Source organism: Wolbachia endosymbiont (group B) of Cyclophora punctaria (assembly GCF_964028235.1).
Lineage (GTDB): Bacteria > Pseudomonadota > Alphaproteobacteria > Rickettsiales > Anaplasmataceae > Wolbachia.
Genome location: NZ_OZ034749.1, coordinates 772,302 through 788,035, shown reverse-complemented (window position 1 = coordinate 788,035; position 15,734 = coordinate 772,302). Strand labels below are relative to the sequence as shown.

The 15,734-nt window shown below is 35.4% G+C and carries 14 protein-coding genes and 1 pseudogene; 8 read left to right on the top strand and 7 right to left on the bottom strand.

Annotated features, from left to right (window positions below; all coding sequences use genetic code 11):
- Window positions 1-384: 384 nt before the first annotated feature.
- Together radA and ABWU33_RS03785 are read right to left on the bottom strand one after the other, a co-directional pair.
- Entirely contained in the window at window positions 385-1,728 is a 1,344-nt protein-coding gene (gene radA / locus ABWU33_RS03790; protein ID WP_250120339.1) for a DNA repair protein RadA, read from the bottom strand.
- Window positions 1,729-1,794: 66 nt separating this feature from the next.
- A complete protein-coding gene (locus tag ABWU33_RS03785) occupies window positions 1,795-3,066 on the bottom strand; it encodes an MFS transporter (RefSeq protein WP_353281044.1) in 1,272 nt (423 codons plus the stop codon).
- A gap of 463 nt (window positions 3,067-3,529) precedes the next feature.
- Between ABWU33_RS03785 and ABWU33_RS03780 the strand changes: the two genes are divergently transcribed.
- Window positions 3,530-3,829 carry a transposase gene (locus ABWU33_RS03780; RefSeq protein WP_353280344.1) on the top strand — a complete coding sequence of 100 codons (300 nt, stop codon included), beginning with the start codon at window positions 3,530-3,532 and terminating at the stop codon, window positions 3,827-3,829.
- Window positions 3,805-4,683, top strand: coding sequence for an IS3 family transposase (locus ABWU33_RS03775; protein WP_353273672.1), 879 nt, complete (start codon window positions 3,805-3,807; stop codon window positions 4,681-4,683). The genes ABWU33_RS03780 and ABWU33_RS03775 overlap by 25 nt, the downstream gene beginning before the upstream one ends.
- A 22-nt stretch (window positions 4,684-4,705) precedes the next feature.
- Here the strand turns inward: ABWU33_RS03775 and ABWU33_RS03770 are convergent, their stop codons facing one another.
- From ABWU33_RS03770 to ABWU33_RS03760, 3 genes are read right to left on the bottom strand one after another with little or no spacing between them, the layout of a single operon-like run.
- Complete coding sequence (locus tag ABWU33_RS03770) at window positions 4,706-4,999, bottom strand: hypothetical protein (RefSeq protein ID WP_353281042.1); 294 nt, start codon at window positions 4,997-4,999, stop codon at window positions 4,706-4,708.
- Window positions 4,999-5,499, bottom strand: coding sequence for a hypothetical protein (locus tag ABWU33_RS03765; protein ID WP_264337314.1), 501 nt, complete (start codon window positions 5,497-5,499; stop codon window positions 4,999-5,001). Before ABWU33_RS03765 ends, ABWU33_RS03770 begins: the two co-directional genes overlap by 1 nt.
- 31 nt (window positions 5,500-5,530) lie before the next feature.
- Entirely contained in the window at window positions 5,531-8,047 is a 2,517-nt protein-coding gene (locus ABWU33_RS03760; protein WP_353281040.1) for a hypothetical protein, read from the bottom strand.
- Window positions 8,048-8,177: 130 nt separating this feature from the next.
- Here ABWU33_RS03760 and ABWU33_RS03755 point away from each other — a divergent pair, with 130 nt between their 5' ends.
- The 6 genes and pseudogenes from ABWU33_RS03755 (at window position 8,178) to ABWU33_RS03730 (ending at window position 13,413) form a co-directional block, all read left to right on the top strand.
- Window positions 8,178-8,393 (top strand): hypothetical protein, encoded by a 216-nt coding sequence (locus tag ABWU33_RS03755; RefSeq protein ID WP_108784357.1) that lies wholly within the window; start codon window positions 8,178-8,180, stop codon window positions 8,391-8,393.
- Entirely contained in the window at window positions 8,384-8,659 is a 276-nt protein-coding gene (locus tag ABWU33_RS03750) for a type II toxin-antitoxin system RelE family toxin (RefSeq protein ID WP_353281039.1), read from the top strand. The genes ABWU33_RS03755 and ABWU33_RS03750 overlap by 10 nt, the downstream gene beginning before the upstream one ends.
- Before the next feature lie 340 nt (window positions 8,660-8,999).
- Complete coding sequence (locus ABWU33_RS03745) at window positions 9,000-9,644, top strand: DnaB-like helicase C-terminal domain-containing protein (RefSeq protein ID WP_353281037.1); 645 nt, start codon at window positions 9,000-9,002, stop codon at window positions 9,642-9,644.
- 130 nt (window positions 9,645-9,774) lie between these two features.
- Window positions 9,775-11,119 (top strand): annotated as a pseudogene (gene tnpC, locus ABWU33_RS03740) (IS66 family transposase).
- A gap of 165 nt (window positions 11,120-11,284) precedes the next feature.
- Window positions 11,285-12,175 (top strand): Rpn family recombination-promoting nuclease/putative transposase, encoded by an 891-nt coding sequence (locus ABWU33_RS03735; RefSeq protein ID WP_264337318.1) that lies wholly within the window; start codon window positions 11,285-11,287, stop codon window positions 12,173-12,175.
- A 173-nt stretch (window positions 12,176-12,348) separates the two neighbouring features.
- On the top strand, window positions 12,349-13,413 hold the full coding sequence (locus tag ABWU33_RS03730) for a hypothetical protein (RefSeq protein WP_353281035.1): 1,065 nt from the start codon (window positions 12,349-12,351) through the stop codon (window positions 13,411-13,413).
- Between the two features lie 532 nt (window positions 13,414-13,945).
- Here the strand turns inward: ABWU33_RS03730 and ABWU33_RS03725 are convergent.
- Together ABWU33_RS03725 and ABWU33_RS03720 are read right to left on the bottom strand one after the other, a co-directional pair.
- A complete protein-coding gene (locus ABWU33_RS03725) occupies window positions 13,946-14,233 on the bottom strand; it encodes a hypothetical protein (RefSeq protein ID WP_353281034.1) in 288 nt (95 codons plus the stop codon).
- A gap of 73 nt (window positions 14,234-14,306) precedes the next feature.
- Window positions 14,307-15,581 (bottom strand): hypothetical protein, encoded by a 1,275-nt coding sequence (locus tag ABWU33_RS03720; protein WP_353281033.1) that lies wholly within the window; start codon window positions 15,579-15,581, stop codon window positions 14,307-14,309.
- Window positions 15,582-15,734: the final 153 nt, after the last annotated feature.

Here is a 15,734-nt window from a genome sequence, read left to right as displayed (position 1 = left end):
ATGTATCTTTAATCATAAAAAAGAAGATATTCTACATCTTCTTTTTTTTATGCGATAATTAGCTACTTGTTTTCGTATTCGTCCAGACAAGGTAGTTATGAGTAAAAACAGCAAATGGTCAGTGCGTGAAACTGGAATCCAGCTAATTTGGTAAACACTTTACAATTTTTTTGATGACGAAAAGACTGGATGCCAGTGTCTGGGCACTGACATGACAGGAGTGTGAGATAAGGCTACATACATACTCCAACAGGTATGATGGTGTCATTCCAGTGCTTGACACTGGAATCCAGAAAAAAAGAAGCCTATGTCACCTACTCAGATGACATTATGGAAGCTGGGATGACATCCTTCTCACAAGCACAATGTTCATGCAGATAATATTTAACTTTGATTGAAGACCTCTTTTAACTCTTTTATATGACCAAGCTTAATTATCTCAATATCATGAGAAGAATAATTACCATTTTTAGGCATAATCGCTTTTTTGAATCCTAATTTCTGTGCTTCTTTTAGTCTGAGATCAGCATGCGAAACGTTTCTAATTTCTCCTGAAAGTGCAACTTCACCGCAGATTATTGAAGAAGTTGGTAGCGGTAAATTTACTAAACTTGAAATAAGGGAAGCAGCAACAGCAAGGTCAGCTGATGGTTCCTGTATTTTGAGTCCTCCCGCAATGTTTAGGTATACTTCTTTATCATGCAAAAACATTTTACAACGAGCACTTAGAACCGCGATTATCATAGCTAATCTATTAATATCCCAACCGACTACTGCTCTTCTTGGAGTTGCCATATTAGTCCTTGCTATTAATGCTTGCACTTCCATTAAGATTGGTCTTGAGCCTTCAACTCCTGCAAATACGGCGCTGCCAACTACTTCTCTATCATGTACGGTCAAGAATAATGATGATGGATTATCAACAGGCATGAGTCCTGCTTTAGACATCTCAAAAACACCAATTTCATTTGCAGGGCCAAATCTATTTTTAATAGTACGTAAAATGCGATATTGATTACTATTTTCACCCTCAAAATATAGTACTGTATCTACCATATGCTCCAGGGTTTTAGGTCCCGCTATTTGTCCATCTTTCGTTATATGGCCAACTATTAAGAGAGAAACACCATATTGCTTTGCAAGAACAGTCAATTCATGAGCGCAGGTACGGACTTGAGTTACAGTTCCTGGTGCTGATGTGACTTTGCTATCATACATAGTTTGTATAGAATCAATTATCAAGAACTTAATACTTTTATTTTTCCTTATTGTTGCTACTACATCAGTTAAAGATACTGTAGATAAAAGCTTAATTTTAGGTTCATTTATCTTAAGACGCTTTGCTCTGAGGCTCACTTGCTCTAAAGATTCCTCGCCAGATACATAAAGACATTCAAAAGAGGAAAGTTGTACAACATTAGCTGCAATCCTAAGCAAAAGAGTAGATTTTCCAATTCCAGGTTCACCACCAATTAAAATGCTAGCACCTTGAACGATACCTCCACCAAAAACTCTATCTAACTCTTCTATTCCTGTTAAAAAACGATCGGGGGTAATAATTTCACTATCTGATAACGCTTTTATTGAAATTGGTGCAGATGTACTTCTCGTTTCTGTTTTTAGTACTATTTCTTCGACAACCGTATCCCAACTGTCACATGCAATACACCTTCCTACCCACCTTCCAGTGCTATGACCGCAGAATTGACATACGTATGCAGTTTTCATAAAAGCCAAAATTATAATTGTAATAAAAATTAGCTAAATAAGTGAAATAAATTTAAATAGAGAAAATTACCAATCACACTTTTTATCTTGTGGTTTTATTTGCAATATTGCTACTAAGCTGACTAATAAGCAAAAAATTACATAAAGCCCAGCAGCAAAGTCTATTTTAGGAAACATTATAGTAAACCAAGTGCATATCATAGGAGTAAATCCTCCATGCAAGGCAAAAGAGATGTTGCGTGATAAGCTAACACCACTAAATCTAACATTAGTAGGAAAAAGCTCAGCAGTAACTATCCCTATAGGATTAATACCCCTCTCGATTATAGAAAGAGCCATCACACTCAACATGATTATAAGATAGCTTTTATAGTAATATGCAATAGATAACATAGGACAACATAATACCATTGTTATCACTATAAATAAGATTGCAGTGCGTTCTCTTCCTGTTTTATCAGCTAAAATTCCAAGCACTATTGAAAATATCGGCATTAATATACTGGTTATAATGAGTACAACTTCGTTGACATACGTTGTTACATAAGTTTCAACAGACACTATTTCTTTTGCAATTGTTCTAAGAAATATGGTAAATCCAACAGCAACATTAACAGGTACAGATATTAAAATGGCAAGTATCAGGGCTCTCTTATAGCGTTTTGTAAGCTCTATTATTGGTAAATTAGGTAAATTTCTTTGTTCTCGATTTTTTTCATACGCTGGAGTTTCTCCTAGTGTATATATACTATATGCGCTTATTAATCCTAAAATGGCTGAAAAAATAAACGGCAGCCTCCAACCCCAAGCGTTAAAATCAGTGGTTTTTTTACAGATGATCACTGCAGCCACAGAGAGCAATATGCCAATGGAGCGACCAAAACTTATTATTCCAAAAAACATTCCTAGTTTTTTCTTATTAGGTAAATGCTCTATGAGATAAACAGAGCTACCTCCTTGCTCAGCGCCAAGTGCAACCCCTTGTATCAGATGGATTGTAAGAAGCAACATAGTAGAGGTTATTCCTATTTTACTATAACTTGGAATAAACGCAACGAGACTAGAAGGAATCGATATTAGCAAGATAGCAATCGTTAACGCCATTCTCCTTCCATACCTATCACCAATGTGACCAAATACAGATGCACCAAGTGGTCTTACCATTGCACCCATTCCTGCAATTCCAAACAATTGCAATATGCTGTAGTAGATATCTTTTGCATAACAAAATTCTCTACTCATTATATTAACCAGATCAATAAAGAGCATATGGTCATACCATATTGCGATTCTACAGAGTATTGTTGCAATCAATACTCTTGTTTGTTGATTGTACACTTAGTTTAATTTGTAAATGTCTACTTATTTTTATTTTGGCTGCTTTTTAGAACTTTGCAACTCAAGCGTATGGCTTATGTGTAAATATTATTAAAATTGGAACTTGCATAACCAGCCAGTCTGGGATCAAATAAAAAAATCTGGTCATCCGCTGGAATGAAATGGTGGAATGTCCTTCTTGTCATTCCAGTACTCCTTTTCTTGTCATCCCAGTGCTCCGACACTGGGATCCATTTTTCCATCATCAGAAACGTTGATTACTTTTATACTCGTAAATTTAACTGGATCCCAGTGTCGGAGCACTGGGATGACACCTCTCTTAAATTACTTTAGCTACAAATATCAAGAAATTTACCAAGTAGAAAAAAGACAAAAGAAACCCCCTGACCTTACCCAGAAAAAGTAGACAGAAAGTTAAGACGTTTTTGAAGTAAAATAAAACGTTTTTTCAAAGAGGTGTGGTATGACAAAAAGAAAAGAATATACAGCAGAATTCAAAATTGAAGCTATAAGACTAGTAAAAGAAACAGGTCAATCATCAGCAAAAATAGCAAGAGATTTGGGTATTAGCGGTGATTCATTAAGCAGATGGGTAAAAACATACAATGATAGAATGTCTGGAGTAGATGCGTTTCCAGGAAAAGGGAAAGTAGCTCATTGTGACAAAGAAAAGTTTTATTTAAAGAAAGAGCTGGCAAGAGTAACGAGGGAAAGAGACATTTTAAAAAAAGCCCTGGGATATTTTGCAAACCAAAAAGAGTAAAATATTCTTTTATAAAAGAACATGAAAACTGCTATAAAATACGGGAATTATGCAGATTTTTGAACGTATCTGCTTGTGGTTATTATAAATGGATTACTAAGGAAAAAAACAACAAAAAATCAATAAGAGAAGAGCTCATACAAGATATTCAGAAGGTATATCGAGCATCACAATGCAGATACGGAGCTCCTAAAATTCACGCTGAATTAAAGGCTTTAGGTAAAAATTATAACATCAAAACAGTGCAAAATGTTATGCAGAAAAATGGCATTCAAGCTAAGCTTAGACGAAAGTTTAAAAGTAAAAAACCACAAATAGACAATAGAGTTATAACTCCTAACATATTAAATCAGAATTTCATCGCTGATCAACCTAACAAGATATGGGTAACTGATATTACGTACATAAAAACTAATGAAGGATGGTTATATTTGGCAGCAATAATAGATTTATATTCACGCATGGTGATTGGCTGGTCAATGAGTAATGCAGTAAATAGGCAATTAGTTATAGATGCGTTATTCATGGCTATTGGTAGGCGCAAATCTGCTAAAAATCTACTATTTCATAGCGATCAAGGATCGCAATACACCTCTAAAAATTATCAATTTTTACTAAGTACAAAAAATATTACTTCTAGTATGAGTCACAAAGGTTGTTGTTATGATAATGCTGTTTCAGAGAGCTTTTTTAGTTCACTTAAGAGAGAGTTACTCATTGATACTTCACAACACTCTGCACAACAAGCTAAAACCGCAATATTTGAATATATAGAAATTTTTTATAATAAACAGCGTAGACATTCTACTATTAACTATTGCATTCCTGAGCTTTTTGATTCATCATTCTCATAGCAAAAACGTCTTAACTTTCTGTCTACTTTTTCTGGGTAAGGTCAACCCTTTTGTAGTCAATTCTCATGGTTTTTTGTTTGACGGTATGAATACCATCTTTTTCATCCATGAATCTGTCATCACTGATTAATCCTCCCTCTGTCGAGATAAAAGGAGGCTGAATTAAAAAGCTATCCTTTCCCGAGTAACGATTTGGAATATCATCAGCCCCAGAGCCAGTAAAAGCGAGCAGTGGACTTGAAAAGAGTACTATTTCAATAAGCCTTTGCGAGAGTAGCGTTGTTCTGTAATAAGTTGAATCTGAGGTAATAGGCATCAGTACCCCCTAGTGCGAAAATAATTTTGTACTTCTTTGAACTCTTCTTCGAAGTCATTCGGCACATTGCTATGCTGGTAATTAGTTGGTATCGCAGTTGCTTTACTACTTTTGTGTAGCCCCTCTTTTAAGCTGCCCACTTCTTCTTTAAATTTAGACAGTGGCTTACTACGCAGCTCCTCTGCTAACTTACCATCTTTGGCAATGTCAGCTATCTTTTTAACAAAAGAAGTCTTATTTTTGCCTTTTGCTATCTGCTCATTAATATAACGAACTTTGCTGACAGTGAGTGTATCGCAAAAATCTTGTAGATCCTGATAATCTTCACCATTTAGAACTTTTTCAGCAAACTGCTCATTGGCTTTAACCATCTCTAGAGTTTGACGATCATCATCACTGATCGTATGCCCCTTGGCTATTGCTTCATCAAGAATGCTTTTTGTTTTTTCTACAGTTTCTGCATAGAAATCATCGTTTATTTCGTTGTTTTGTTCGATCATGTTTTTCTCCTGTTTTTAAAATTATTTCATGTTAGTACCTTATGTAATAGTCATAAGTTTTGTCATTAATAGTTGGAACATTGAACATCGTTGTTCCCTTATTATTGATGCTACTTGCAATCATATCTGCGAGCTCTTCTGGTGTTGTCTCCTTGGTTGCTTTGATTTCTTTAAATTCCCTGGAATTAACATCAGTTGGAGCTTTTCCTTCGCCACCCACACTCCACCAAATAACCATATCAAAATTGTTACGAGTATTTACATTGTTGTAAGTTTTAAGACCGATAAAGTCTCCTGCTTTCACTTCTTTAAATTTGATCACATAGAGGCACCTTTGCGTAAACAGCGCTTTATGCTGCATCGCATAAGTTATCACTGAGTTTTTCTCAGCAAACAGCACATTTGGTTTTCCTGGAGTTCTTTCCTCCTCCGCTTTTTGCTTGTAAATAACGTGATTACTCCATGTTTTGATGGGGAGGTATTGACCGCTAGAATTAAAAAGTCGAATTTCATATGGTTCAGAAGAAGAATGAAGATAGGAACCACACAAAGCAGAGATTGAATCTATATGCCACGGTGAAAACAAAAAATAATTTTGCGAAATATTGCTAGATCCTTCTATATATTCGTCTTGCAGAAAAGTAGCGCTCCCTTTTGGAATAATCAAAGGAAACCCAATATCATACACCCTTTTTTTAAAATAAACTGGATTAAAAAAAGAACGTGAACCAGAAGGATATTTAGATCCAACGTAATCAAGATTCATTGTTAAATAAAAAAATCCTTCCTTAATAGAAAAATTTGCTTTAGTTTCTTTAGTGACATTATCAATACCTTTCTCATATGGTATTGCCGCTTCTCTACACCGATAAATCAAATTTGAATTACTCAAAGTGCGAAAATACCCTGGAAAATCAGTGTTAGAATTTGCGAACTTCACCGTTTTTGCATTGTTGTTAGCCAATAGAAACTGATTGTTCGAGTACTTAGGGCTAACATCAAACGAATGGCAACAAGTAGTAACATTTTCTGCTGCAACATACTGAAAATCATAGTTCACAGCCTCATTAGCATGAAACGTAGTCTCCAGCCACAGATGACCAATATCGTCACCTTCTGGCTCTCCATTCACTACTCCCTCTCCTTCAAAAGCAACTTTAACTTTATTGTTTAGAACAAACCTTTTAATGTACTCACTTGAGATCGCATTAAACCAATTTGGAATATCCTTGGTTTGCAGCATATCAAATGTCACTGGTGCATGATCGAGCTTTTCATATAGCCTTTTGTATTCAATGCCGAGTGGACTCATTTCTCTTGAATCAAGTGTGCGACCATCGCACTTGAGCAGATTTATTTTTCCCTCATCAACTTTTGCTCCTTTTGGATAGGAAACTAGTTCACCGATATTATCAACAAACTTAAGACCATCAATTGCAAAAACTAGCTCATTGTAATTGTTATCAATGCTGTATTTATTTGCTTTAAACGACGAGAATAATAAATGAGATTTTGCTAAATCAGAATTTTCTGTTGGATATTTAAAATCAATAGCTGAAATTGGCGCTGAAACTTCTGCGCAATAAAAGTTCGTTGCTTTAAAATTAAATGTCCTATCTTTCGGCAATAAAAACTTCAACGTCAAACTCTGATCATCACCAATATCAGAAGGTATGACAAAGTCAATTAAATTTAAACGAGTGTCATAAACTTTTGGTGAATCAGAATCAATTAAAAATTCATCCACTATATGAGATTTAGGCGGTGTTGACGACTTTGCACCAAAATCACGAACTGCTATTAATTTAACAACTAGATTATCACCACCTTTCCAAGCATAGAACTTGAGCCTAAATGTTCCGGAAATAGCATTCCACAAGGCATTAGAATGCTTAAATACTATCGCTTTCTCAAGAGGCTCACTGAACTTTTCACAAATAACATTTAAATAAAAACGAGGATTGCCTTCATCAATTCGTTCAGCTTCAGTAATGTCCTTAATGAAAACCCTATCGATATCAGTTCTATCCTGCATCGCAACTGAATCAGCATAAATTCTGAAAAACTGCCATGAAAGTCCAGCAATTGGCACTTGTGAAAACAGAGGTGAAACATAGCCAGGTCCCTGCCCTCGATCATCGATTTGGAGACCAATATTAAACTGCCCATCGATAAACAAATTATCAGATATGATAGCGCTAGTTGGATCGGCTTTCCGCTGCTCCTGAAAATATGGAAGGTTGTCAAAAACAATCTCAGGAGCCGCAGCATTGCCATAACAGCACTTCAGCTCCACAATGTAACGGTCTTCGGAGTCGTCTACATCAACAAAATAGTAGAGTTTGTGGGGCAATGCACCATTTTCATCAAGTTGCAGAGGATTTGGTGCTGGTACGACATTTCCTTCTTTATTTTTGTAATAGGCATTACGAAGAGTTGTCGGACTCTTCTTGTCATAGAAATACATCCAGTAGCCAGCGGCTGGCATACCCTCTCTATTCCTAATAATGTCTTGCAATACTATACTTAGTATTAACTTCTGTGTCATTTCTCCCGAGCATCAGCAAAAGCCAATGACTCTGTATACTCAACCTACCATAATCTGTCAATATAATTCTTTATTGAAAATTTCATGAAAATGTTGTATAATTATAGAGTAGTAGAACTCGGTAAAACTCATGGCAAACGCTAATTTAGCTTTCAGTAAAGAAACTTTACAGCATCTTGCTGAATTATCTGAACTTACTAAGCAACCTGCTCAAGCATTAGCAGAAAAACTACTTAAAGAAGCAATCGAGCTTGAAATTGAAGACTTTTTAGTGTCTAAAATTTCTGATGAGCGTGATGTTGAAGGTGCAGAAACAGTCGATTTTGAAGATATTAAGTGGGATTAGAGCATTATAAAGTTAAGTCTCTCAAAAGTGTTGTTGAGAGAGATTTACCAAACCTTCCAAAGACAATATGGTCGAGGATAAAAGAAATTGTAAAAGAGCGTCTTACACTTTCTCCTGAAAAGGCAGGAGATCCCTTGCTCGGTGAGTTCAAAGGACATCGTAGAATACGATCTGGTGATTATCGTTTGGTTTACAGGATAAGTAAATTAGAACGTACGGTAATAATTACTGCAATAGAGCATAGAGAATACATCTATAAAAGTTAGAACCTTCCTATAAGCATAGTATATTTAATTATACAGCCCTTCTTCCTGATCCATTCTTCACCTTAGGCGGCTTTGCTCAGCTCAAAAATAACCATTTTTTTGGGTACCCCCCACTATAAGTTATATTATATTATATTATTTATATATAATATAATATAACTCATTGGGAGAGGCGACGAAAACAAGATCTTGAGTTTGAGGAGCCTCCGGTTTTAGGTGAAGAATGGATCAGGAAGAAGGGCTCAGGGTCGATGAGGACGTAAGGCCAATATTTGATTATCTCAAAGACTACAGAGAATACATCGATAAACGGCTAGCAAACCCCGACGAAATAGAAGGAATGACCACAGGAATAAAGGAGCTTGACACGATAACAGGTGGCTTCAAGGAAGGAGAGCTCTCTGTGCTTGCAGCACGCACTTCAATTGGCAAGACCTCAATAGCACTACACATGGCTCTAGAGGCCGCAAAGCTCTTAAATGACCACGAGTATGTCTGCTTCTTCTCGCTCGAAATGTCAGCCAATCAACTCATCAACAGAATCATCAGCATCAAAGTCAATGAGACAGTCAACACTATCATTAAAAACAAGAATATGGAGCTTCTCTACCAAGGATTGAGTGAGCTTGCTTTCTTAAATCTCCTTGTCGATAGTTCAGGAAGTATGGATTTAAATGTGCTGAGGAGAAAGATTGCATCAATCTGTGAAAAACACAGCATCAAATGCATCTACATTGACTATCTGCAGCTCCTCAGAGGATCAGGAAGAACAGAGAACAGAACGCTTGAAGTGACAGAAATCAGCAGAACATTAAAGAACATCGCCAAGGATTTTGAAGTTCCTGTTGTCGCGCTATCACAAATTAGTCGCAGAGTAGAAGAAAGGCAAAACAAAAGACCGCAACTAGCAGACCTGCGAGAGTCAGGGAGCATCGAACAAGACGCTGACATAGTTTTTGCTGCTCTACAGAGACAGCTACTATAAAATAGGCTCTAATAACGAACTGGAGTATCCGTTCAGAGGTGTGGTAAGGATAAAAAATAATTGACATAATATACTAAAGTAATAATAACATAAAATGTTGATAGTAAGGTAAGGCTAGATGCTCCAATTGTTGATCAGTATTGTAGAGTTATGTAAAAACTTAGAGCAGAAAGTAGTAAAGCTTGAAGAGAAAAATAAGATCTTAAAAATAGAGAATGCTGAGCTGAGAGAAAGACTTGGTCTAAATTCAAGGAATTCATCAATACCAACTTCTAAAGAGCTATATAAAATAAAAAAAGATACATTAAAAGATAAGTCAGAAAGTAATAGAAAGATAGGTGGTCAGATCGGACATAAAGGAAATTATCGATCTAAAATGGAAGCAGATGAGGTAGTAAAAGTGGAGTTACAAAATAAATGCAAGTGTGGTGGAGAAATTGCAATATCAGGAAAGCCCTATATTTATCAAAAAGTTGATCTGCCAGAGATTAAGCCTTATGTTGTTGAATATCAACTAGAGCACGGTCGCTGTTGTAAGTGTGGAAAAAGAAAAAGCAGCAAACTACCAGAAGGAGTTACATCTGATACCTTTGGTCCTAGAGTTAAGTCAGTAATTGCGGCATTGAGTGGGTTTTACAAGAACTCAAAGCAAGAAATAACAAATATTATGAAAGACATCTTTAACATGAGTATAAGTGTTGGTAGTATATCCAATAGTGAAGCAAGGGTTTCGTCAAAATGTAAAGAAGCCTATGAACAAATAGAGGAAGAGGTAAAAGCAGGCGAAATTTTGCATATTGATGAAACCAGTCACTACAACAAAGGCAAATTGGAATGGTGCTGGATGTTTGCCAACAATAAAGCAAGTCTTATGAAGTTAGCAGATACAAGAGGAATGAAATTTTTAAAGAATAGTACATTTTGTGATTACAAAAACCTGGTAATTACCGACAGATATGCAGTTTACAACCACTTCAGTGATGAAAAACGACAAATTTGTTGGGCTCACTTATTGAGAAATTTCGAGAGGTTATCTCATAGTTGGAATAGTGAAGTAATGAGACTTGGCCATTGTTTAAAAGATGCAGCTAATGGATTGTTTGTATTAAGAAACGCTTTATCAGAAAATGAAATTAGTATTTCAAAGTTAAGCCAAAGAGTTACGAAGATACATACAGTACTGCATGATAAAAATATCTTATATACTTGAAGCAAAAGGAGCTTCACGAACAGTAAAGGGTATTATAAAATCCGAGCCAATGATGTGGACATTTTTGGATGACCCATGGAATATTCCATTAACGAATAATCATGTTGAGCGACAAATACGGCATTATGTTGTTTATCGTAAGAATTCATATTTTGCACAGTCAGAGCGAGGGAATAGATTCCTTGAACGAATAATTTCGTTGTATCTGACTTGGAGACAAAAGGAGCTAAACCCTTTTCAAAACCTGCTGGCTGTTGTTTCTTAAGCCACACCTCTGAACGGACACGAACTGGAGATAAACGTTGCAAAGAATAGAAGTGGCTCAACAGGCAAAGTTACAGTACCTTATCAAGTTAATACTGGTAGGATATTAAATTGATAAATCATAGAAAATAGTGTATAATATTAATAATTTTAAAGCGAATTCCTTATGGCTTTTTCTAAATTTCTCGATCCAAAGAATGACGTTGCCTTTCGGCGTATCTTTGGTACTGAAAAGAATAAAGATATTCTTATTCACTTTCTCAATGATATTCTGGGCTTTACTGGCAAAGATCAAATAAAAGAAATAGAGTTTCTTAGTACTATAATGGACGCTGAAATTGCCTCTAAAAAACAAAGCATTGTTGATGTTCTCTGCAGAGATGAAAATGGAGTACAAGTAATAGTCGAAATGCAAGTTGCAAAAACTAAAGGCTTTGAAAAACGTGCTCAATATTACGCTGCTAAAGCGTATTCAAGACAAGCTGATAAAGGTGATCAATATCATGACCTTAAAGAAATTATCTTTATTGCTATAGCAGACTGTGTTCTGTTTCCAAATAAGTCTGAGTATAAATCAAAGCATACTATTCGAGATGAAGAGACTAATGAACACGATTTAAAAGATTTTTATTTTACATTTATTGAACTGCCAAAATTTCCCAAAAACAAGGAAGATCAACTAGAAAATATAGTTGAAAAATGGATCTACTTTTTTAAATACGCAGAAGAAACCAGTGAAAGGGAATTAGAAAGAATAATAGGAAGTGATGTAATAATCAAAAAAGCATATGAAGAGTTAGATAGATTTAACTGGTCAGAGAAAGAATTTATAGCCTATGAGCAAGAAATAAAGCGTATTCGTGATGAAAAGGCTGTTCTCGCTCAAAAACTTGATGATGCTAAAGAGGAAGGTAGAGAGGAAGGTAGAGAGGAAGGCAAAAAGACAAGAGAAGTTGAAATAGCAAAAAACCTACTTAAAGCTGGTGTATCTATTGAATTAATAGCTAAATCGACTGGTCTTGAAATTGATGAGATTGAAAAGCTAATACTAAATTGAACTTTCAGAAAAATTCATGTAAACATAAAATTATGCTTTACATAGTATTAACTCGTATTAAACTTACCACATGGAAATGGATTGGAATTGCTAATTTGGGAAGGGACTCTGTGTAAAGGATAACTTTTTATCCTTTACACAACTTAAATTTTATAGTAATCACTTCTTGTCAATTGAAAAAGATTACCAGCACTGCCATGCATGCAAATTTTCACCATAATAAAAAAGAAAGTCAAGTAAAAAAAAGTAAGAAAACCTCTTTTTACTGTAAATTCCATAACTTTCACGTGTGTGGTAGCTCTCACGTAATTAATACCAATAGCAAACATCTTCGAGCACGGATCAATTCCAGAAGAAGAATAAAAGCGCGAGAAAAATCAGTTGAGCTTAAGCTTTCGATTAGAACTTTCAATGATGAAACTCATCTCACCTCTCGTGAGTTACTGCAAGTTATTAAAAACAAGGAAGTACAGGAGTTTAAAAATGGAATTTCTGCTCAATTAAAAGGACGTAGCACGTATGTTTCAGGGCACTTTAATCCACATAAAGCAAAAAAAATCTACGCTAATCAAGCACAAAAAGAAGCAGCTCAATACTTTATTGAGCTAATGATCGATAAATTTTACAGTTTTAAAAGGTCAAAAATCACGGATTTAATTCCTATCAGAGAAAATATTATAAGAAAAGTTTTTGAAAAATTTCAAAATCACCATGAAATTAAGGCAATAATGGTCTACATTAAAAATTTATGGATAATTTACGATAAACATTTGTACAATATTGAAGGCATGAAAGAAAGGGTTGATCACCATATTAACCTTATCATTAAAAACACTAGTCAAGAAAAGATCGAACAATTACTGGAATTAGGAGCAACACCCCATGAAGTGTATTGCACCCTAAGAAAAATTCAGGGAGCTAATCTTTATCGTATAGGTATTTTAGCAGTTCGTGGCGGCTACTTTCTTAAAGTATACATTGAAAAGAAGCTATGTAAGTTATTAAAGTATCACTTTAATAGTTTTAAAAATAAAATGTCTAATATGGGGATCATTACTAGAAAAGATTTTTTTCTCATTGTACAGAGGCACCTCCCCTTTCTCTTCAATAAAAGATACAGAAGCCTTTATCGAAGAGGACTTTTATGCTATTTGCGTAATACACATTATGTAATTTTCAATACTAACAAAAACATTTCCCAATCTTTTAAACAACAACCTGTTGAACCTCCGGATTAGTACTTAAAAGGAACTATTAAAGTACCTCTTTAAGATTAAATTGCTACTTTAAAAACACTTAAAATTTCAACCTTTAGCTCCAATACGACCCTCTATTTGTCTTTTCTTAAAAAACGTTTCTTAAAAAACGTTAAGATATTTATCAATTGAGTAAGTTTTTCTGTAAATATTTCAATCTAATCATACTCTTTTTGATGTCTTTTTTGATCTTTTTCAGAGTTATCCACAGTTTTTTTGTTCTCAATTATATATATATTAGTATTTGGAGATCATATTTATTATAAATCTCCAAAGTACTCAGAAATGTAAAATTATATACTCTATTAGGTTATCAACTTAGTTATTAACAATTCTGTGAATAACTAAAAATTATCATAGATAATTAAGTAAGAAAAAGGTGACAGTTGAATACGATCACCTTTTTGATCACCAACTATTGCGAATGGGGTATCCTGATACCTAGGTATTTTAGATACCTCACTAAATAAAAAACTTTAAAAAAAGGAAGAAGTCTCTTCTTCCTTTTACTTAATTACTTTGCCGCTGTATTAGCTTCTTGTTTTATAGCGTCAAACCCTTTTACCTTATAAAAGGTATCTATCTTACTATCAGGCTTTAAAACATCAAACGTAATAGCGAAAATCGTAGCTCCAACTACTAATGCAGCGACTAAAGCTATACCAATTATAGTTGGCAATACCGTTAATGCAGCACCAGTACCAAAATACAATCCTAACCCAACCGCCAATGCAGTTATAGCACCACCAATAGCACCAAATTTCATTCCTTTCTTAGCTGCTTGTTCTGCTGTTAACGCCATATCAAACTCTCCTACTAAAAATAATAATATACTTTAATTATGATATATTTAAATAATAAAGTCAAGAATTTAACTAAAGATCACAAACACTCAAACAAGAAAAAGGAGCTTTTGCTCGCACAGAAACATCGTTTTTAGCGTCGTTCTTCAAAATCGTATAATTATACAGATCATCTGGACAAGGTATCCCTAGACGATTTCTCTCAGGAAACCACATGATAAATTCACTGAGGACATCAGCGATATCATCGGTGAACTCAGTTTCAGTATGAATCTTTTCAAACTCATCAAATATCAAATAATGAAAATCTCTTTCCGCTTTCTCAAGAAAGATGTGACCTTGCTCAACAAACTGACTACAAGACTGAAACACTTCCATCTTTGACCTCGTTCTTCTTGAACCTAAAATAAGTGTGTTTGGCATTATGGTCCTCAGATCCGCTATCACCTTAAATCCGATACCATGTTCTTCCACAACTACTGCGTGCAGCCTATGCTCATATTTACTGAGAAACTCATGAATATCGTGTTCAACTGAACTCGGGTCAAGCTTTCTTGCCAGTAAATCCACCCATACTCCACATCTTTTTGGCTGATGCGCAAACTCACTCTTCGTAAAGAACGGCTGAAACACTCCTACCGCTGTTCTATCAAGTGTTTTAAGTGAACCGCTGTTGAGATCGATAAATGCCACCAGATCTTTTTCGCCAATCGTCTCATAAGCAAAATCTATTTTCTTAAAATATTTTTCATTAAATATTTGCCATTTTGGCTCTGGAGGGTCTTGCATATATTGCGATTGATAGACATAAGGTTCTGCTTTTTCCTTAATTCTTAGCTCCGCCATCGGCAGCCTGTTTTCATCAATGCTGGTTCCATCTTCGAGCACTGCTGGAATGATGATCTTTTCAAACCGCCGCTCTGACTTTTTATCCAAATAACCAAAGATGTCGTACACAGAGATTCTCTGCCCAATCACCAAAAATGGTGTATCAGCAGTGTTGCGCCTTGAGGTTATACATTGCTCAAACTTCTGACAGGCACTGATCAGTGATACCCTGCTATAAGCGCAGCTTGCATCGTGCAAGTCATCAAGAATAATGCAGCCACCATACTTTCGACCTTCATCAAAATCAAGTGAGCTGTCCCCAGCTCCAGTACCTGTCACATGCCCTGATATTGAAAAGCCATTAACAAAACCTCCTTCCTTGGTTCTGATCACTCTTGTACTTCTGCGCCCAACTATCTTGACGTTGGGAAAAACTTGCTTATAAAATGGAGACTCAAGAACAATGTGCAGTTCATTCATCTTCTCACGCATTAAATCCCGTTGATGAGTGATGTACATAAATTTTGCCCTTGGATTATTGCCAAGGGCAAAAGCTACATGAAAGATAAAACCGAGCGTCGTCTTAGCGCAACGGGGCGGTATGTGACCTTACCCAGAAAAAGTAGACAGAAAGTTAAGACGTTTTTGAAGTAAAATAAAACGTTTTTTCAA

Coding starts and splice junctions, on each gene's coding strand:
- radA (WP_250120339.1), bottom strand. CDS start 1,728: ATGAAAACTGCATACGTATGTCAATTCTGCGGTCATAGCACTGGAAGG.
- ABWU33_RS03780 (WP_353280344.1), top strand. CDS start 3,530: ATGACAAAAAGAAAAGAATATACAGCAGAATTCAAAATTGAAGCTATA.
- ABWU33_RS03770 (WP_353281042.1), bottom strand. CDS start 4,999: ATGCCTATTACCTCAGATTCAACTTATTACAGAACAACGCTACTCTCG.
- ABWU33_RS03765 (WP_264337314.1), bottom strand. CDS start 5,499: ATGATCGAACAAAACAACGAAATAAACGATGATTTCTATGCAGAAACT.
- ABWU33_RS03760 (WP_353281040.1), bottom strand. CDS start 8,047: ATGACACAGAAGTTAATACTAAGTATAGTATTGCAAGACATTATTAGG.
- ABWU33_RS03755 (WP_108784357.1), top strand. CDS start 8,178: ATGGCAAACGCTAATTTAGCTTTCAGTAAAGAAACTTTACAGCATCTT.
- ABWU33_RS03745 (WP_353281037.1), top strand. CDS start 9,000: ATGACCACAGGAATAAAGGAGCTTGACACGATAACAGGTGGCTTCAAG.
- ABWU33_RS03735 (WP_264337318.1), top strand. CDS start 11,285: ATGGCTTTTTCTAAATTTCTCGATCCAAAGAATGACGTTGCCTTTCGG.
- ABWU33_RS03725 (WP_353281034.1), bottom strand. CDS start 14,233: ATGGCGTTAACAGCAGAACAAGCAGCTAAGAAAGGAATGAAATTTGGT.
- ABWU33_RS03720 (WP_353281033.1), bottom strand. CDS start 15,581: ATGTACATCACTCATCAACGGGATTTAATGCGTGAGAAGATGAATGAA.